This is a genomic window from Micromonospora sp. LOL_023 (assembly GCF_048060115.1).
In the GTDB taxonomy this organism is placed as follows: Bacteria; Actinomycetota; Actinomycetes; order Mycobacteriales; family Micromonosporaceae; genus Micromonospora_E.
Genome location: NZ_JBHMIM010000030.1, coordinates 62,447 through 81,120, shown reverse-complemented (window position 1 = coordinate 81,120; position 18,674 = coordinate 62,447). Strand labels below are relative to the sequence as shown.

Genomic DNA, 18,674 nt, shown 5'->3' with positions numbered 1-18,674 from the left:
CCCAACCCCGCCCGGGTCGACCCACCGACACCGGGCCACCCCCGCACACCCAAAACCCGCCGTGGTACAGGTGATTTACCGGTCAGATCGTCGGGCAGGGGTGGGGGGTCACGGGGCGTGGAAGTCGGCGATGAACGCCTCGGTCCGCTCGGCAGGTGCCGGGCGGGCCAGGGCGTAGCCCTGACCGAACCGGCAACCGGCGGCCTGGGCCTGACCCACCTGTCGGGTCGTCTCCAGGCCCTCCACGATGATCTGCAGGCCGAACCGCCGGCCGAGGTCCGCCACCACGTCCAGCATCGGACGGACCGGATCGGTCCCGCCGGTCGAATCGGTCACCAGTGAACGGTCGATCTTGACGATGTCCAACGGCAGCCGGCGCAGCTGCCCGATTGAGGCCTGCCCGGCACCGAAGTCGTCCAGGGCGATCCGAATCCCACACGTCCGCAACTGTGCCAGCCGCACGATGATCCCCTGCTGCTCGTCTGCGGCGAGCGAGTCGGCCACCTCCACGATCAGCCGCTCCGGTGCAACTCCGTGGACCTCCAGCAGCGCTACCAGATCCGCGACGAAGTCCGGCTCGGCCAACTCGGTCGGCGAGACGTTCACCGCCAGCCACAGGTCGTGGCCCTCACGCGACCAGGACGCCAGCTGCCGCAGGGCCGCCGCCCGCGACCACCGGCCGAGGTGCACCAGCAGCGACAGGTCCCTGGCCACCGCGAGCACCTCGGCCGGCAGCACCGTGCCCAGCACCGGGCTGCGCCAGCGCAGCAACGCCTCGACGCCCACCGGTTGCCCGTCGGTCAGGTCGACGATCGGCTGGTAGGCGATGTCCAGCTCGCCACGTTCCACCGCACCGGGCAGTTCTCTTTCCAGGTCCAGCCGGCGGACCAGCTGCTCCTCCAGATAGGAGTCGTACCACTCCAACCGGTTGCGGCCGAGCTGCCGGGCCCGCCGACGGGCCAGATCCGCCCGACGCAGTACGGCATCGACCCCGTCGGCGCCGTCGATGTCGGCCATCCCGATGCTCGCCTGCAGGTGGACCACCACGCCGGGCAGCTGGCACGGCTCACGCAACGCCGACAGCATCCGCGCGCCGGTGCCGTACGCGAGCATCGGACCGGCGACGGTGATCACCGCGAACTCGTCCCCGCCAAGCCGGGCCACCACGTCGTCCGGCTCCACCGTGTCGCGCAGCCGGCGCCCTGCCTCGATCAGTACCGCGTCGCCGGTCTCCCGACCGTACTGCTCGTTGACAGCGGTGAGCCCGTGCAGATCGGCGATCAGCAGGGCGCCGGTGTGCCCCGGCAGATCCCCGAGGTCGGCGAGCTGACGCATCAGCTCCCGACGGTTGGCCAACCCGGTCAACTGGTCGGTGAACCCGAGCTTGTGCAACCGCCGCTCCAGATGCACCCGCTCGCCGACGTCACGCACGTGCACGACGAGCGCACCGACCTCCGGGACCTCCCGCTGGTCGGCGATGGTGGACTCGGTGTCGCGCCAGCGGCCATGGCCGTCGCGCAGCCGGGCGGTGACCAGCGGCGTACGCCAGGACGGCGCCAGCCGCGCGGTCGACGCCGCGGTCAACGCCAGCGCCACCTCGGAGCCGTCCTCCGGATGCATCAGGTCGGTGAACGGCCGGCCCAGCACGTCGGCGTCGGCCAGCCCGAACAGCCGGGCCGCGGCCGAGGACTGCCAACGCACCCGCAGGTCGTCGTCGAGGATGAGGGTGAGGTCGTTGCCGCCGGAGACCAACGAACGGAAATGCGCCTCCTGTACCGACAGCCGCCGGGCGTACGCCCGCACGTCCGCCGCGGCCATCACCTCCCGGACCACCAACGTCGGGATCACCGCCAGACCGAGCAGGACCGACGTCCGGTCGAAGGCCCCCACCACCGCCAGGTGGTAACCGGCGGCCGCGGTCGCCACCACCGCCGGCACCGTCAACAACGGGTACGCCGAGATCCGGCCCCGCGACGGGGTGGCCGGCAGCGGGCCGGTGCGCCGGGCGCGCCGGGCACCGACGGCCATCAGCATCGTCCCAGCGATCACCGGCGCGGCCGCCGGGCACCAGGTCCACGATGGCGTTTCGTACGCGAAGCAGGTCAGCCACCCGGTCAGGCCGACAGCGACCACGATTGCTCCGCTGCCACAGAACAGCATCGACGTACGCTGGCCGCGCACACTCAGTACGGTGACGACGACGACCGACCCGGTGCCGATCACGCCGACTCCGGCGATCAGGACGGCCGACGGCAGGTTACCGGCCGGAAGCAGCAGCCAGGCGGCGAAGGCCAGGCTGATCCCCAGGCTCAGCCCGTCCACCAGATGCCGCAGTCGCAACGCCCAGGTGTCGGCGGCACCGGGTAGCAGCAGGATCGCGACCAGCTGACCGAGCAGCGTGCCGATGAGTCCGGCCAGCGCCAGTTCCAGACGTACCGCCGATGGGGCGAAGGTCGCCGCGCAGAACATGCCGGCGCCGGCGACGGCCGCCAGGGCGAGGAGCCCGCCGCCCCGGCAGTCCTGAACGCCGCCGGTGCGGGCGTGCCCGGCCGACGCTGTCCGGACCAGCCGCCAGGCTGGTCCGCCGACGCCGAACAGGACCGCGCCCAGTACCGCCATCGGGGGCGCGAGCAGCCCGGCACCCCCGCCGGTGAGCAGCACCGCGCAGAGCAGGACCAGGACGGGCAGCGTCGATCGGACCGCTGGTGCCCGGTGTGGCCGGGGTCGTGAGTCGATGTGACGTGGATGGGGGAATGCCTCGGGCACGGCGGCCGTCGCCTTCACGGAAGGGGTCAGGGGGTATCGGACGACGCTCAAGTCAGCACCGCCCGTGCCGGACACAACGAGGCACCCCGGCATCCGGTTACGGGTCGATCCGCCGCTGATGTCGTCAGGGCGAGAGCTGCGACGGCCGTCTCCCGAACGTGCCCGCGCGGATCGCCGACCGCCGGCGCACCTGCCGGGTGGGATCGACCGGTGGGATGTCAGGATTGTCGGATGAGCCGCAAGGTAACTGTCCGGTACCGGCCGCACCAGGCGATCATGTTGGCGGCGGTCATCGCCTTCGTCGGCTCGCTGCCACTGGCCAGCGTCCGCTGGTACCTGCTGCCGATCCTGCTACTGCCACTCGCGATCGCGATCTGGGCGGTCCGGGCCGGTACCGACGTCGACAGCGCCGGAATCCAGGTTCGGGCGTTGATCGGGCAGCGCCGGATCCCCTGGTCACGCGTTGCCGAGCTGGGTACCGACCATCGCGGGCGGGCGGTGGCCCGGCTCACCGACGGCGCCCAGGTGGCACTTCCCGCCGTACGCGCCGGTGACCTGCCCCGGTTGATCGAGGCAAGCGGGCAGCCGCTGGACCCGCAGCCGGCCGATCAGCAGAAGCCGGCTGCTCAGTAGCCGTCGGTCACCACGTTGTCGAGTGGTTCACCTCGGACGAATCGGCTGATCTGCCGCCCGGCGAGCCGGTAGGCGCGGGCGCGCAGGCCGCGTACTGATCCGGCGATGTGCGGGCTGATCACCACGTTCGGCAGCAACCATAGTGGATGATCAGCCGGTAGCGGCTCGGGGTCGGTCACGTCCAGCACGGCACGGATCCGGCCGTTGGCCAGCTCAGCGACCAACGCGTCGGTGTCGACCACCGCGCCACGAGCGGCATTGACCAGTAGCGTCCCGTCGCGCATCGCGGCCAGCGTCGCCCCGTCGACCATGCCCCTGGTCTGCGGGGTGAGCGGCACGATCAGCACCACGATGTCGGCCCATGGCAGCAGGTCGGGCAGCTCACTGACCGCGTGTACGCCGTCCGCCGGACGGGCGGTCCGGGCGACCAGGGTGAACTCCACCTCGAACGGGGTCAGCCGGGCGCGCAGCGCGTCGCCGATCGAGCCGGCACCGACGATGAGGACCCGCTTGCCGGCCAGCTCGTCGGTCGGGGCGAACCGGTCGTAGGACCATTCCCGCCGGTCCTGCGCCCGGATGAACCCGGCGAAGTCCCGTACGTGGGTCAGGATCGCGGTCGCGATCCACTCCGCGGTCGACGAGTCGTGCACGCCACGCGCGTCACAGAGGGTGACCCGCTCGGGCAGCCGCCCGACCCAGGTGTCCGCACCGGCGCTGAGCAGTTGCACCACGTCGAGGTCCGACATCCTGCCGACAAGTTCCGTCGTCCCGGGATGGGACAGGAACGGGGGCACCCAGAAGCGGACGTCGGCCGGGTCCGACGGCAGTTGCCTGGCGTCGACCGCGACCTCGACCGTCACCTCGTCGGGCAGCACGCCGAGCAGTTCCCGACCTTGCTCGTGGGGAATCCAGACCTTCACCGGTCCGACGATAGCGGGGTATCCCGGTTAAGCTAGTTTTCGTCCCATGTGTGGGGATGAGGTAACGGCCGGCAGCCGGATTCGGGCGATGTCCGCTGATGATGCCGCTGCGGTGCTCGACATCTACCAGGCGGGACTGGACACCGGACTGGCCAGCTTCGAGACGACCGCGCCGGGCTGGGCCGCGTTCGACGCCGGTCGGCTACCGCAGCACCGCTGGGTGGCGACCGGCGACGACGGCGCGGTGCTCGGCTGGGCTGCGGTCAGCCCGGTCTCCACCCGGCCGGTGTACGCCGGGGTCGTCGAACACTCGGTCTACGTCTCGCCGGCCGCGCACGGCCGCCGGGTGGGTACCCGGCTGCTCGACGCGTTGATCTCGTCCACCGAGGCGGCCGGAATCTGGACCGTGCAGGCCGGGATCTTCCCGGAGAACTCCGCGAGCCTGGCGTTGCACGCCCGCGCCGGGTTCCGCACCGTGGGCACCCGCCAGCGGATCGGCCGCCGCGACGGCCGGTGGCGTGACGTGGTGCTGCTGGAGCGGCGCAGCCCAGTGGTGCACTGATCCGGGATCGGACCGGTCGCACCGCTGCCGGCGTGGGCGGCCACGCGTCGCCGGCTCAGGCCGGCTCCTGAACCGCGTGGCTCAGGCCGGCTCGTAGGTCATGCAGTCGGCCATATCCCGGCTCGGCCCGACCCGGATCGACGGCGCCCGGCACTCCAGCTCGGCGTTGAACCGGCAGTCGGCCCGCTTGCAGGCTCCGACCTGGGCGATCACCGCGTCGAGGCCGCCCTTGGTGGAGATGTCGAAGAAGGTGCTGCAGCTGGCGCTGTCCGCCTCGCTGCCAATGGTGATGGCGAAGGCGTGGCAACCTTCGTGCTGGTTGTACGCGCATTCGACGGCGGTGCACTCCTGCACCCGCGGCATCTCCATCGTCGCGGTCATGGTGATCCTCCTCGATCGGCAACATCGGTGTCGGCGACGGGCTCCGCCGCCATGCGGAAACTGTATTCCGAATAGCGGATTTAGTAGGCTTTTATTCAATTTGTACGATTTTGGATATGCTTACCTAACTTTTCGATGGGATGGCGTTCCGTGCGGACCCGCCTCGGCGGACTAGTCTGTTGCGAGTGAACGCTCGCCCCCCGTACCGCCGCCGTCTGTCGCGCCGCGCGACCACCGTGACCGCCGCCGCCAGCCTGACCGCCGTGCTGCTCGCCGGCGGCTGCACGTTCGGCGAGCCGGAGCCGGACCAGGCCGGGACGTCCCCCACCTTCCCGGCCCCCACCGCGACACCGACCGGCGGCGGCATCGACCAGCAGATCGCGGTCACCGTCCTGGCCAGCGGCCTGCAGGTGCCCTGGGGGGTAGCCTTCCTGCCCGACGGCGGCGCTCTGGTCACCGAACGGGACAGCGCCAGGATCCTGCAGGTCGGGCCGGGCTCCGACACCGACGGGCTGACCGTCGCAGAGGTCCAGACCATCGACGAGGTCGACGGCGGCGGCGAAGGCGGGCTGCTCGGCATCGCGGTCTCCCCCAAGTACGCCACCGACCAGACGATCTTCATCTACTACTCGACCACGCAGGACAACCGCGTCGCCCGACTCACCCTCGGCGGCGAGCCGGACCCGATCGTCACCGGCATCCCGCTGTCCGGCATCCACAACGGCGGCCGGCTCGCGTTCGGGCCCGACGGGTTCCTCTACGCCACCACCGGCGACGCCTCCGACACCGGACTCTCCCAGGATCAGGAGAGCCTCGGCGGCAAGATCCTGCGGATGACCCCGGACGGCGACCCGGCACCCGGAAACCCGTTTCCCGACTCCCTGGTCTGGTCGCTCGGCCACCGCAACGTGCAGGGCATCGCCTGGGACGCCGCAGACCGGCTCTACGCCACCGAGTTCGGCCAGAGCGCCTGGGACGAGATCAACGTGATCGAGCCGGGCGGCAACTACGGCTGGCCACAGGTCGAGGGTCAGGGCGACGACGATCGATTCGTCGACCCCCTCGTCGTCTGGCCGACCGACGAGTCCTCCTGCTCGGGGGCGGCCGTGGTCGACCGGATCCTCGCCGCCGCCTGCCTGCGCGGCGAACGCCTCTGGCTGGTCGAACTGACCGAAGCCGGCACCGTCTTCGGTCAGCCCCGCGCGCTGCTCACCGAGGAGTACGGTCGGCTACGGACCGTCGTCGCGGCACCGGACGGATCGGTCTGGGTGACCACGTCGAACCAGGACGGCCGGGGCGACCCGGAGCCGGCGGACGACCGCATCCTGCGGCTGGTCTTCGCCGATGGCGGAGCCGGCCGCAGCTGACCCACCGCATCTCCGTCACCCCTACCAGGCAGGCATGATCTCCCCATGAGCGACGAACAGACAGTTGGCCGGAAGAGCTCCGGTCGACGAATGGCCCACGCCGGGCGGCGGATCGGATCAGCCGCCCGCGTGACCGGCCGTGGACTCGGCCGGGCCGCCCGTTCCCGACCGACCCGGCGGATCGGTGTCGCGTTGGCCGTCGTCGCGGTGAGCCTGGCCGGCGTCGTCATCGGGCTGCTACTCGGCGCCCGGGTCGACGTCGACATCGGGCCGTTTCGCGCCGAGATGTCGGTCACCCCGGCGGTCGACGGCGGCACCACGGTCGCCATCCCGCCGCTCGGCTCACTGCACGTGGACAGCCATCAGGGCCCCGTGCAGCTCTCCATCCAGCTCGGCTCTCTCGACCAGGTCCGCACCCTCGCGCTGCTCGACGACCCGTACGCGATCACCCGGGCCAGCCAGACCGTGGTCGGCGACGTCACCGACGGGGTGCTGCGACTCGGCATCCGTACCATCGCGGTCGCCGTGCTGACCACGCTGATCCTCGCGGCGCTGGTCTTCCGCGACACCCGCCGGGTCGCCTGGTCCGGCACCCTCGCACTGCTGATTGCCGGCGGCAGCATCGGCGTCGCCGCGCTGACCATCCGCCCCGACGCGATCGAGGAACCACGCTACGAAGGGCTGCTGGTCAACGCGCCGGCCGTGGTCGGCGACGTGCAGCAGATCGCCAACGACTACAACCGGTACGCCGAACAACTGCAGCACATCGTCACCAACGTCAGCCGGATCTACACGACGGTCTCCACCCTGCCGGTGTACGAGGCGGCCGAGGGCAGTACCCGGGTGCTGCACGTGTCGGACATGCACCTCAACCCGACCGGCTGGCCGATGATCCGTACGGTGGTCGAGCAGTTCGACATCGACCTGGTGATCGACACCGGCGACATGACCGACTGGGGCAGCGAACCGGAGGCCACCTACGTCGCCTCGATCGCACAGTTGGACGTGCCGTACGTCTTCATCCGCGGCAACCACGACTCGATCCGCACCCAGGAGGCGGTGGCCGGTCAGCCGAACGCGATCGTGTTGGACAACGAGATCACCACGGTCGCCGGGTTGACCATCGCCGGCATCGGCGACCCCCGGTTCACCCCGGACAAGCAGACCAGTCCAGCTGACGGCGGGCTGTCCAGGCCGGTCGCCGAGCAGGTCATCGGGGTCGGTGAGCAGCTCGCGGCGACGGTCCGTGGCTCCGCCGAGCCGGTCGACATCGCCCTGGTGCACGACCCGGTGTCGGCCGGGCCGCTGTCCGGCACCACCCCGCTGGTGCTGGCCGGGCACACCCACAACCGGGAGGTCCGGGAACTCGCCCAGGTGCCGGGCGAGCAGTCGACCCTGCTGATGGTGGAGGGCTCGACCGGCGGCGCCGGACTGCGCGGCCTCGAAGGCGAGGAGCCGACCCCGCTGGCCATGTCGGTGCTGTACTTCGACGCCGAACAGCGGCTGCAGGCACACGACGACATCCAGGTCGGCGGCACCGGCCAGGCCCAGGTCACCCTGGAACGGCACGTGATCGCCGGCCCGGTCGAGCCGGACCCGGTGGACCCGTCGGCGACCCCGACACCCGACCCGGCCGACCCAGAGGCCGACCCGGGCAGCCCGGTGCCCGGCCCACCCGCACCCAGCCCGTCCTGACCCGCAACCAGCCGCGATCTAGAAGGATCTCGCCGGAGTATCGACCACGATCCTTCTAGATCGCCCCGTCACGCCGCCGCACCGCTGTCTGAACCGCCTGCCGGTTGGACCGGGCCGTTTCGCCCGATCATCAAGATCAATGTGAGCACTAGATACCCTAAGACTCGATTTTAGGGTATCTAGTGCTCACATTGATCTTGACCCCGAACGACACAGCAGGTAGCTCCCGCAGACGCGGTGAGGTACCTGCTGTGTCGCTGAGCAGCGCTCAGCCTGGCAGTTGTCAGCCCTGCGTGCCGAGGCGGGACAGGATCAGCTCCCGGACGGTACGCGCGTCCGCCTGCCCCTTGGTCGTCTTCATCACCGCGCCGACCAGCGCACCGGCCGCCGCCACCTTGCCGTCACGGACCTTCGCCGCGATGTCCGGGTTGGCGGCGATCGCCTCGTCGACAGCGGCGGTCAACGCACCGGTGTCGGAGACGACGCCGAGACCACGGGCGGTCATCACCTGGGTCGGCGTGCCTTCCCCGGCGACCACCGCTTCCAGCACCGTACGGGCCAGTTTGTCGTTGAGCTTGCCGGCGTCGACCAGCCCCTGCAGCTCGGCGACGTGCGCCGGGGTGACGCCGAGCGCGGCCAGCTCGGCACCGGTCTCGTTGGCCCGGCGGGCCAGCTCACCCAGCCACCACTTGCGGGCCCCGGCCGGGGTGGTGCCGGCGGCGATGGTCCGCTCGATCAGCTCGACCGCGCCGGCGTTGACCACCGACTGCATGTCGTGGTCGGTCAGTCCCCACTGCTCCTGCAGCCGCTTGCGGTGCACCCGGGGCAGCTCCGGCAGGGCGGCCTTCAACGCGGCCACCCAGTCGGCGTCCGGGGCGAGCGGCACCAGGTCCGGCTCCGGGAAGTAGCGGTAGTCGGTGGCGGTCTCCTTGGACCGGCCCGACGTGGTGTCGCCGCTGTCCTCGTGGAAGTGCCGGGTCTCCTGCACGATCCGGCCCCCGGTGTCGAGCACCGACGCCTGGCGCAGCATCTCCGCGCGTACCGCCCGCTCCACCGACCGCAGCGAGTTGACGTTCTTGGTCTCGGTGCGGGTGCCCCACTCGGTCTGCCCGGCCGGGGTGAGCGACGTGTTGACGTCGCAGCGTAGCGAACCCTGCTCCATCCGTACGTCGGAGACGTGCAGCGAGCGGATCACGTCCCGCAGCTCCGTGACGTACGCGCGGGCCACCATCGGCGCCCGGTCCCCGGTGCCCGGGATCGGCTTGGTGACGATCTCCACCAGCGGGATGCCGGCTCGGTTGAAGTCGACCAGCGACTCCGTCGCGCCCTGAATGCGCCCGGTCGCGCCGCCGACGTGCAGCGTCTTACCGGTGTCCTCCTCCAGGTGCACCCGTTCGATGCCGATGCGCACCAGCTCGCCGTCGACCTCGACGTCCAGCCAGCCGTCCACGCACAGCGGCTCGTCGTACTGGCTGATCTGATAGTTCTTCGGCATGTCCGGGTAGAAGTAGTTCTTCCGGGCGAACCGGCACCAGCTGGCGATCGAGCAGTTCAGCGCCAGCCCGATGCGGATCGTCGCCTCGATCGCCGCCTTGTTCGCCACCGGCAACGAGCCGGGCAGGCCGAGGCAGACCGGGCAGACCTGGGTGTTCGGCTCGGCGCCGAACTCGGTCGGGCAGCCGCAGAACATCTTGGTGTTGGTGCCCAGCTCGACGTGCGTCTCCAGGCCGATCACCGGCTCGTAGCGGGCGACGACATCCTCGTACGTGGGCAACGCGGTCGTGCTCATCTCACAGCTCCAACTCTCGGCGCGGCACCGACCGCACCAGCCTAGTGTCCACCTGGGTTCCGCTCATCGATCGGCCGGTACCCGAGCGCGACAAGAGCCTGCCGGGTGTCGGCCCACCACCGCCGGTACGCCGGCACCTGCTGCAGCCTGCCGAGGTCGACGTAGTCGCCGAGTTGGCCAAGGTAGTCCCCGACGGATGCCTCGGTTTCCCGGACCGGGACTACCGCGACGAGTTGCTCCCCGCGGTCGGCCCAGCGCTTCCGGAGCGGATCAAGCCACTCTTTCTGCACCCGATCGGGGTTAGCGCCCTGGTCGCGGTGGTAGAAGACTGCCGAGAACGCGCCATCGTTGCGCTCGACCATGGCGATCGCCTCGTCGACCGTGCTTGGGCCGGGCCGATCCCGCAACGGCTGAACGTCCGCCACCTCGACCTGATCGATGAACTCGGCCTCGCACAGTTCAGTCAACGCCCGTACCAGCAGGTTGGGCAGGAACTGATCGTCGCTGATGCCCTCGGAGAGCAACGCGGTGGAGAGATAGCGCATCAGCGATCCAGCATCTCCAGGACTTCGAACTCGGCGATCTCGGCCTTGCTGACCACACCGCTGGCGTCGGGCAGGTCCAGCGCCAGCTGGCCGCCGCCGATCGGGCGACTGCGGGTGACCCGGCTGCGCGGCTCAGGCTTGTTGACCCGGGTGACGACGTCGAGAAAGATCGCGTCGGTCCAACTTCCGTCGCTGCCCGCGTCCAACGCCCGCAAGATCGCTGGCGAATGGCTACTCAGGATCAACTGAGTCAGCCGGTGGCCGCCCGCGTCGTCGCGCTGCTCCAATGACCGTTCGACGAGCGCCCGCAGGTACCGCACGAATTTGGCAAGACGCTGCGGGAAGATGCCGTTCTCTGGCTCCTCGAAACAGATCAGCCCTGCACCGCGCGGATCGTAGAGCGCGGCGAGCAGTGCGATCGCCCGCAGTGTCCCGTCGGAGGCGACCCGGGCCGAGAACGGCGCCTCGTCGCGGGTCACCACCTCGACCTGCCGTTGCCGGCGTGCCTCGTCCTCGGCCAGCCGGACCCGGAGCACTCCGGGGATCACCGCCGCCACATCGGTGGACAGATCGTTCAGTGCGCCGTCGGGCCGATCGTCGGTCCCCGTCGCCGCCGCCAGATACCGCAGGGTGTTCGCCAGATGCGCACCATTGGGTGCCAGGCTGTCCGGATCGTCGTACGAGTCCGGGGTACGCAACGCACTGGGGTCGAGGTGCAGCAACCGCCACGACTGCAGCTCCCGCTTGAGCGCGTACAGCAGCGGGAAGTCGGTGGCGGTGGTCAGGCTGGACAGCACGCTCGCGGTCGCCGCCGTCGCCGGCAGTTTCCGTTTGCGGCCCTGGTTGCCCTGCGGCCGGATACTGAAGATCGCGCGCCCCTGCTCGTCCTGCTCGGTCTCCAGCAGCTCCCGGCCCTGGCTGCTGTAGTCCGTCAACTCCCGCCACCGCCGCGTACGTTTGCGCCACGCGGCGTCGTCACCTTGGCGAATCCGGTGCGCAGCCTCCCGCACGACGTACGGCCGACGAGACCCGCCCGGCCCGGTCGACCGCAGCTCGATCTCCAGCTCGTAGCGCAGCCGGGAGTGGTTGACCTCGGCGGTGTCGCCGAACGCGTCGGTCACCGAGGATCCCAGCAGGACCTCGACCGCGAAGGTCATCACCGGCATCTGGCTGCCGTCGGTGTGCCGATGGAACTGGTCGGCGACATCGCCGCGCATCTGCTGGGCGGCTTCCAGCAGCGGATCGTCGGCAAGCCGGGACAGGAACTGGATCGCATCGAACAGGTTCGACTTGCCGGCCGCGTTCCGCCCGATGATCACGAGAAACGGCGGCACGTCCAGCGTGAAGTCGCGGAACGACTTGAAGCCGTCGATCTCGATCCGGGTCAGCACGTCGCGGCTCAGAGCTCCGGCGGGGTGAGGGTGCCGACCGCCGACTCCAGGGCAGCCGCTACCCGGTACATCCGGTCGTCGGCCATCGTCGGCGCCATCACCTGCAACCCGACCGGCAGCCCGTCGGCCAGCCCGCACGGCACCGAGATCGCCGGGCCGCCGTACAGGTTGGTCGGGATGGTGAACAGGTCGGCCAGATACATCTGGTACGGGTCGGCGGTGCGCGCCCCGAGCGGGAACGCCACGAACGGCGTCGTCGGCGAGATCAGGACGTCGACCTGCTCGAACGCGGCGGTGAAGTCGCGGGTGATCAGGGTCCGGACCTTCTGCGCCTGCCCGTAGTAGGCGTCGTAGTAGCCGCTGGACAGCGCGTACGTGCCGAGCATGATCCGCCGCTTGACCTCCGGGCCGAAGCCCTGGTCGCGGGTCAGTGACATGACCTCCTCCAGCGACCGGTTGCCGTCGTCGCCGCTGCGCAGCCCGTAGCGGACGCCGTCGTAGCGGGCCAGGTTGGACGAGCACTCACTCGGCGCGATCAGGTAGTACGCCGGCAGCGCGTAGCTGAAGTGCGGGCAGGAGATCTCGACGATCTCGGCGCCCAGCTTGGTCAGCGCGTCGACGGCGTCACGGAACGCCGCCTGCACTCCCGGCTCGACACCGTCTCCGGTGGTGAACTGGGTGACCAGGCCGAGGCGTACTCCGGTCAGGTCGCCGGAGGCACCGGCGCGGGCGGCCTCGACGACGGGTGGCACGGCGGCCGGGATGGAGGTGGAGTCGCGCGGGTCGTGTCCGGCGATCGCCTCGTGCAGCAGGGCCGCGTCGAGCACGGTCCGGGCACACGGGCCGGGGGTGTCCAGCGAGGAGGAGAAGGCGATCAGCCCGTACCGGGAGGTGCCGCCGTAGGTCGGCTTGGCACCGACGGTGCCGGTGACCGCGCCGGGCTGGCGGATCGACCCGCCGGTGTCGGTCCCGATCGCCAGCGGGGCCTCGAACGCGGCGACCGCGGCCGCGCTGCCGCCGCCGGATCCGCCGGGAATCCGGGTCAGGTCCCACGGGTTGTACGTCGGCCCGTACGCCGAATACTCCGTCGACGAGCCCATCGCGAACTCGTCCATGTTGGTCTTGCCGAGGATCGGCATGCCGGCGGCGCGCAGCCGGGCGACGATCGTCGCGTCGTACGGCGGCCGCCAGCCGTCGAGGATCTTCGACCCAGCGGTGGTCGGCACGCCCTTGGTGGTGACGACGTCCTTGACGGCGATCGGCACGCCGGCCAGTGGGCCGAGTGGCTGCCCGGCTGCGCGGGCGGCGTCGACGGCCCCGGCGGCGGCGAGCGCCCCGTCGGTGTCGACGTGCAGGTACGCGTGGACCCGCTCGTCGACGCCGGTGATCCGGTCGAGGTGGGCGCGGGTGACCTCGACGGCGGATGTGCTGCCGTCGGCGATCAGCCCGGCGAGCTGCGCGGCGGACATCCCGGTGAGTTCGGACATGGTCAGACCTCCTCGTCCAGGATGCGCGGCACCCGGAACCGGCCGTCTTCGGCGTCGGGTGCGGCGGCGAGCGCGTCGGCACGGTCCAGACCGGGTACGACGACGTCCTCACGCAGCACGTTGGTCAGCGGAACCGAGTGCGAGGTGGGCGGGATGTCGTCGGCGGCGACCTCACCGACCCGGGCCACGGACTGGAGGATGACGTCGAGCTGGCCGGCGAACGTGGCCAGTTCGTCCTCGGTCACGGCCAGCCGCGACAGTCGCGCCAGGTGCGCGACGTCCTCGCGGGAGATGGCGGCCATCTACGCCCCCTTCGTACGGTGATCGAACGGTTGGCCCGGATCCTCGCGCAGCGTGGCACGCCGGTGCCGGACCCGACGAGTCTATTTCTCCGCCGGGCCGGGCGACTCATCGGGCGGGTCGTCGGACGGGCCGGGCGGGTCGTCGGACGGGCCGGGCGGCCGGCCGGGGGCCAGCGGGCGGTAGCGGGCCAGCCAGCTGGCCAACTCGTCGGCCGGCATCGGCCGCGCGTAGAACCAGCCCTGGGCGACATGGCAGCCGAGCGCGTGCAGCCGCCGCCAGGACGCCTCGTCCTCGACGCCTTCGGCGACCACCCGCATCCCGAGTGCCCGAGCCAGCTCGATCACCGACTGGACGATCGCCGCGTCGTCGGTGTCGTCGGACATGCCGAGCACGAACGAACGGTCGATCTTCACCTCGGACAGCGGCAGCCGGCGCAGGTGCTGCATCGACGAGTAGCCGGTGCCGAAGTCGTCCAGGGCGATCGCCACCCCGATGGTGTCGAGTCGGGAGATGGTGGCCAGCACCCGACGCGGGTCGGCCATCAGCGCGCCTTCGGTGATCTCCAACTGGAGCTGGTCGGGCGAAAGGTTGTAGCGGTTGAGCCGGTCGGCGATCTGGTCGACGATCTCCCCGGTGTGCAGGTCACGGACGCTGACGTTGACGGCGGCCCGGAGCTTGATCCCGGTCGTCGCCCACTTGGCGAGCTGCTCGACGACGTCGTCGACGACCCGGCGGGTGAGCAGGCGCATCACGGCGCTCTGTTCGGCGACCTTGATCAGCTCTTCCGGGTCGACCATGCCCCTGCGCGGGTGCCGCCAGCGCAGCAACGCCTCCACCCCGACCACCTCACCGCTCGCGATCTCGATCTGCGGCTGGTAGTACATGGTGATCTCACCGACGTCGTCGACCTCCCGGCCCGGGTCGGCGGCGTGGGCGCCGTTGACGTCGAGCACCCGGCGCAGGTCGGCGAGGAGGCTGAGCCGTTCCGGCGAGTTGTGGTCGGACTCGGCGGCGTAGACGGCCGTACCGTCGCCGGTGTCCTTCGCGTCGTACATCGCCACGTCGGCGTGCTGCAGCAGGGTGGCGAAGTCCTCACCGTGTTCGGGGTAGAGCGCGATGCCGACCGAGCCGCCCACGTCCAGTGGCAGCCCGTCCAGGGCGACCGGCTCGGCCAACGCGGTCACCACCTGGTCGGCGATGTCGCGGGCCTGGTCGGCACCGGTCAGCCGGGTGGCCAGGATGGCGAACTCGTCACCGCCGAGGCGGACCACCAGGTCCTGCGGACGGACCACCATCGCCAGCCGCAACCCGACCTCGACGAGCAGCCGGTCGCCCACCAGATGGCCGAGCGCGTCGTTGACGTGTTTGAACCGGTCCAGGTCGAGCAGCAGCAGCGCCATCCGGCCGTCGGACGCGCCACGCCGCGACGCGTCGGCGTGCACCGGCACCTGGTCGGCGATCTCGACGATCAGCGCCTTGCGGTTGGCCAGCCCGGTGAGCGGATCGAGTCGCGCGGACCGTTCCTGCTCGCTGGCCAGCGCGGCCATCCGGTAGACGGCGTAGATCGGCACCAGGACCAACGGGATCAACGCCGGGTCGGCCTGCGCGGCGACCACCAGCACCGGCCCGAGCAGCAGGAGCGATCCCGTGGAGAGCAGCTCGAAGTCGAGCCCGCGCCGGGCGGACCGCCACCACCGGCCGCCGAACCGCAACCGGATCGCCATCGTGACGGTGCTGTAGTTGACCGCCGACCAGGCGGCCGCAGCCCCGACCGCCGCCGCCACGTCGCTCCAGCGCAGGTCGGTGGTGCCGGCGAAGGCGCCCTGGCCGGCCAGCGCGGCGACCAATGCGGCGGCGGCGAGCGCCAGGGCGTACTGCGAGCTGTTGAACAACGCCCGCCACGGTGCGTGCCGGGCCCGCCAGGCGAAGACCCCGACCGCGACCACCTGAACGGCGACCGCTGGGCCGAGACCCCAGGCGAGCAGGATCGCGAAGGTGAAGCAGACCGACGGGAAGACCTCGGAGCGTCGACGTCGGCCCAGTGGAGTGAACGGTCGGGCGTCGCCGACCACGGCGAGCAGGGCCATCAGCCAGAACGCGACCGGTAGCTGCGGCACCTGGGCGGGCAGGGTGAGCAGCGGTACGGCGCACACGGTGACCGCCGCCGCGGTGACGCCGCCGACGTAGCCGAAGAACACGGGCGCGCGCTCGGGAGGAACGGAGTTCCGCAATGCCGCGGCCTCCATGTGCCCTCCCGTCGCGCTCCTGTGGCCAGCTGCCGGCTCGCTGCGCCGGCCGGGCATCCCGCCGACGGTTACACCTTAGGGATGCCCGGCCGGCGGGTCAGTGCCGAAGCGCGGTCGTGATTGATTTGAGACGCAGTCGGGCGGACGACCGGAGGATTTCCGCCGGCCGGCCGCCAATGTCGTACGCCAATTACTCCGGGCTGTTCACCGTGGTCTGCGGCTCGCTGCGGGCCACTGTCTGAGCCGCCTCCACACCCTCGGCCAGCAGCACCCGGAAGCCGTCCTCGTCGAGCACCGGGACCCGCAGTGACACCGCCTTGTCGTATTTCGATCCCGGATTCTCGCCCACCACCACGAATCCGGTCTTCTTCGACACCGAGCCGCTGATCTTGCCGCCCCGGGACTGGACCGCCTCGGCTGCCTCGTCGCGGGAGTAGCCGACGAGCGACCCGGTGATCACCACGGTGACGCCGGCCAGCGGACGCGGTGCCGCCTCGTCGTCGGCGTCGTCCGCCATCCGTACCCCGGCGGACCGCCAGCGCCGGACGACCTCCTGGGCGTGCGGGGCGGCGAACCAGTCGGCGGCAGCCGCGGCGATCACCGGGCCGACGCCGTCGACGTCGACCAACTGCTCCTGCTCTGCCGCGGCGATGGCGTCGATCGACCGGAACTCGCGGGCGAGCGCCTGGGCCGCGACCGGGCCGACGTGGCGGATCGAGAACGCGACAATGATCCGCCACAGCGGGCGTTGCTTCGCCTCGTCGAGATTGACCAGCAGTTTCTTGGCGTTTTCGCTCAGCCCACCGCTCTGGTTGCGAAAGAATTCCACCGTGGACAGCTGGTCGGCATCCAGCTCGAATAGGGCGGCAATGGTGTTCACCGCACCGGAATCGACCAGGGCGATCGCCGACCGTTCGCCGAGCGCTTCGATGTCGAGCACGCCGCGGCCGGCAATATACTCCAGTTTACGGGTCAACTGGGCAGGACAGTCGAGATTCGGACACCGGATATCGGCGTCGCCCTCTTTCTCGTACCGCAACTCGGTGCCGCACTCGGGGCAGTCGCCCGGCATCACGAACTCCCGTTCGGCGCCGGTCCGCAGATCCACCACCGGGCTGACCACCTCTGGGATGACGTCGCCAGCTTTGCGGATCACCACCATGTCGCCGATCAGCACTCCCTTGCGGGCCACCTCACCGGCGTTGTGCAGCGTGGCGAAGCCGACCGTCGAACCGGCCACCTTGACCGGCTCCAGCACGGCGAACGGGGTGACCCGGCCGGTCCGCCCGACGTTGACCTTGATGTCCAGCAGCCGGGTGTTGACCTCCTCTGGCGGGTACTTGTACGCGATCGCCCACCGTGGCGCCCGGCTGGTGGAGCCGAGCCGGCGCTGCACCGACACCTCGTCGACCTTGACCACGACACCGTCGATCTCGTGCTCGACCTCATGCCGGCGGGTGGCGAAGTGGTCGATGAACCCGCGCACCCCGGCCAGGTCGTCGACCACCTGCCAACGCTGACTGATCGGCAGCCCCCAGGCGGCGAGCCGCTGATACGCCTCGGACTGGCGTACCGCGTCGAAGCCCTGGCGTGCCCCGATGCCGTGCACCACCATGCGCAGCCCGCGCCCGGCGGTGATCCGGGGGTCCTTCTGCCGCAGCGAGCCGGCGGCGGCGTTGCGCGGGTTGGCGAACGGTGCCTTCTCCTGGGCGACCAGGCTGGCGTTGAGCTCGGCGAACGCCTCGGCCGGGAAGTAGATCTCGCCGCGGACCTCCAGCAGCTCGGGGGCCTCGCCGGTCAGCCGCTCCGGGATCTGCCGGATGGTCCGCACGTTCGGGGTGATGTCCTCGCCGACCCGGCCGTCGCCCCGGGTGGCCGCCCTGGTCAACACGCCCCGCTCGTAGGTGAGATTGATCGCGAGGCCGTCGACCTTCAACTCACACAGGTAGGTGATCGGGCCGCCGGCGTCGCGCTCCACCCGCTCCGCCCACGCGGCCAGCTCCTCGTCGTCGAAGGCGTTGTCCAGGCTCATCATCCGCTCGGCGTGGCTCACCGGCGCGAACTGGTCGGCGTACGCATAACCGACCCGCTGGCTCGGCGAATCCGGGGTACGCAGCGCCGGGTACCGATCCTCCAGCTGGTTCAGGTCGCGGATCAGCCGGTCGTACTCACCGTCGGAGATCTCCGGCGCGTCGAGTACGTGGTAACGGAACTGGTGCCGGTCGATCTCCTCGGCGAGCGTGGCGTGCCGCTCCCGGGCGGACGCGTCTGGCTCCTCCCCGGCTTGCGCCTCCTGGGCGGCGCTGACCTGCTGCGGGACGACTTCCTCGGACACCGGCTGACCTCCGTGATCGGACCTACCTGCGCACGGTATCGGTCGGCACCGACATCCGGGGGCACGGGCTGGCAGCGCCCAGTGGTCAGCTGCCCTGGACGAGGTTGAACACGGCCACTCCGGCGCACCAGAGGAAACACAACACGAAGACCACGGCCGCCACGGCGACGATCAGTCCGCGGTACATCCGCCACCAGCCCGGCCGGTCCGCCGCCGGGTCGTCGTCACTGTCGTCGCGATAGCTCATCACCACC

The 18,674-nt window shown here is 70.7% G+C and carries 15 protein-coding genes; 4 read left to right on the top strand and 11 right to left on the bottom strand.

Translation table 11 applies throughout. From position 1 onward, the window contains the following. Window positions 1–108 precede the first annotated feature (108 nt). Window positions 109–2,766 carry a putative bifunctional diguanylate cyclase/phosphodiesterase gene (locus ACFHVL_RS17635; RefSeq protein WP_416629123.1) on the bottom strand — a complete coding sequence of 886 codons (2,658 nt, stop codon included), beginning with the start codon at window positions 2,764–2,766 and terminating at the stop codon, window positions 109–111. A 231-nt stretch (window positions 2,767–2,997) separates the two neighbouring features. On the opposite strand from ACFHVL_RS17635, the gene ACFHVL_RS17630 reads away from it, so the two are divergent. After that, the gene (locus ACFHVL_RS17630) at window positions 2,998–3,399 is read left to right on the top strand and encodes a PH domain-containing protein (RefSeq protein ID WP_416629121.1); all 402 of its coding nucleotides are present in this window, start codon (window positions 2,998–3,000) and stop codon (window positions 3,397–3,399) included. Here the strand turns inward: ACFHVL_RS17630 and ACFHVL_RS17625 are convergent. After that, entirely contained in the window at window positions 3,393–4,319 is a 927-nt protein-coding gene (locus ACFHVL_RS17625; protein ID WP_416629120.1) for a 2-hydroxyacid dehydrogenase, read from the bottom strand. The two genes, ACFHVL_RS17630 and ACFHVL_RS17625, sit on opposite strands and share 7 nt — an antisense overlap. Before the next feature lie 88 nt (window positions 4,320–4,407). On the opposite strand from ACFHVL_RS17625, the gene ACFHVL_RS17620 reads away from it, so the two are divergent. Next, window positions 4,408–4,881, top strand: coding sequence for a GNAT family N-acetyltransferase (locus ACFHVL_RS17620; RefSeq protein WP_416629118.1), 474 nt, complete (start codon window positions 4,408–4,410; stop codon window positions 4,879–4,881). 81 nt (window positions 4,882–4,962) lie between these two features. On the opposite strand, the gene ACFHVL_RS17615 is transcribed toward ACFHVL_RS17620, so the two are convergent. Then, complete coding sequence (locus tag ACFHVL_RS17615) at window positions 4,963–5,262, bottom strand: DUF1540 domain-containing protein (RefSeq protein WP_416629116.1); 300 nt, start codon at window positions 5,260–5,262, stop codon at window positions 4,963–4,965. A gap of 185 nt (window positions 5,263–5,447) precedes the next feature. Between ACFHVL_RS17615 and ACFHVL_RS17610 the strand changes: the two genes are divergently transcribed. Together ACFHVL_RS17610 and ACFHVL_RS17605 are read left to right on the top strand one after the other, a co-directional pair. After that, on the top strand, window positions 5,448–6,629 hold the full coding sequence (locus ACFHVL_RS17610; protein WP_416629115.1) for a PQQ-dependent sugar dehydrogenase: 1,182 nt from the start codon (window positions 5,448–5,450) through the stop codon (window positions 6,627–6,629). A 45-nt stretch (window positions 6,630–6,674) separates the two neighbouring features. Continuing rightward, window positions 6,675–8,324 (top strand): metallophosphoesterase family protein, encoded by a 1,650-nt coding sequence (locus ACFHVL_RS17605; RefSeq protein ID WP_416629114.1) that lies wholly within the window; start codon window positions 6,675–6,677, stop codon window positions 8,322–8,324. Window positions 8,325–8,607: 283 nt separating this feature from the next. On the opposite strand, the gene gatB is transcribed toward ACFHVL_RS17605, so the two are convergent. From gatB to ACFHVL_RS17565, 8 genes are all read right to left on the bottom strand, one after another. After that, window positions 8,608–10,113 carry an Asp-tRNA(Asn)/Glu-tRNA(Gln) amidotransferase subunit GatB gene (gene gatB, locus ACFHVL_RS17600; protein ID WP_416629112.1) on the bottom strand — a complete coding sequence of 502 codons (1,506 nt, stop codon included), beginning with the start codon at window positions 10,111–10,113 and terminating at the stop codon, window positions 8,608–8,610. A gap of 41 nt (window positions 10,114–10,154) precedes the next feature. Beyond that, window positions 10,155–10,658: a hypothetical protein gene (locus ACFHVL_RS17595; RefSeq protein WP_416629110.1), complete on the bottom strand. Its 504-nt coding sequence runs from the start codon at window positions 10,656–10,658 to the stop codon at window positions 10,155–10,157. After that, a complete protein-coding gene (locus ACFHVL_RS17590) occupies window positions 10,658–12,049 on the bottom strand; it encodes an AAA family ATPase (protein ID WP_416629109.1) in 1,392 nt (463 codons plus the stop codon). The genes ACFHVL_RS17595 and ACFHVL_RS17590 overlap by 1 nt, the downstream gene beginning before the upstream one ends. 8 nt (window positions 12,050–12,057) lie before the next feature. Further along, window positions 12,058–13,536 carry an Asp-tRNA(Asn)/Glu-tRNA(Gln) amidotransferase subunit GatA gene (gene gatA / locus ACFHVL_RS17585; RefSeq protein WP_416629108.1) on the bottom strand — a complete coding sequence of 493 codons (1,479 nt, stop codon included), beginning with the start codon at window positions 13,534–13,536 and terminating at the stop codon, window positions 12,058–12,060. A gap of 2 nt (window positions 13,537–13,538) precedes the next feature. After that, the gene (gatC, locus tag ACFHVL_RS17580) at window positions 13,539–13,838 is read right to left on the bottom strand and encodes an Asp-tRNA(Asn)/Glu-tRNA(Gln) amidotransferase subunit GatC (RefSeq protein WP_416629107.1); all 300 of its coding nucleotides are present in this window, start codon (window positions 13,836–13,838) and stop codon (window positions 13,539–13,541) included. An 81-nt stretch (window positions 13,839–13,919) separates the two neighbouring features. Next, window positions 13,920–16,085 carry a putative bifunctional diguanylate cyclase/phosphodiesterase gene (locus ACFHVL_RS17575; protein ID WP_416629106.1) on the bottom strand — a complete coding sequence of 722 codons (2,166 nt, stop codon included), beginning with the start codon at window positions 16,083–16,085 and terminating at the stop codon, window positions 13,920–13,922. A 190-nt stretch (window positions 16,086–16,275) separates the two neighbouring features. After that, window positions 16,276–18,420, bottom strand: coding sequence for an NAD-dependent DNA ligase LigA (gene ligA, locus ACFHVL_RS17570; protein WP_416629105.1), 2,145 nt, complete (start codon window positions 18,418–18,420; stop codon window positions 16,276–16,278). Window positions 18,421–18,505: 85 nt separating this feature from the next. Beyond that, window positions 18,506–18,667 (bottom strand): hypothetical protein, encoded by a 162-nt coding sequence (locus ACFHVL_RS17565; protein ID WP_416629104.1) that lies wholly within the window; start codon window positions 18,665–18,667, stop codon window positions 18,506–18,508. Window positions 18,668–18,674: the final 7 nt, after the last annotated feature.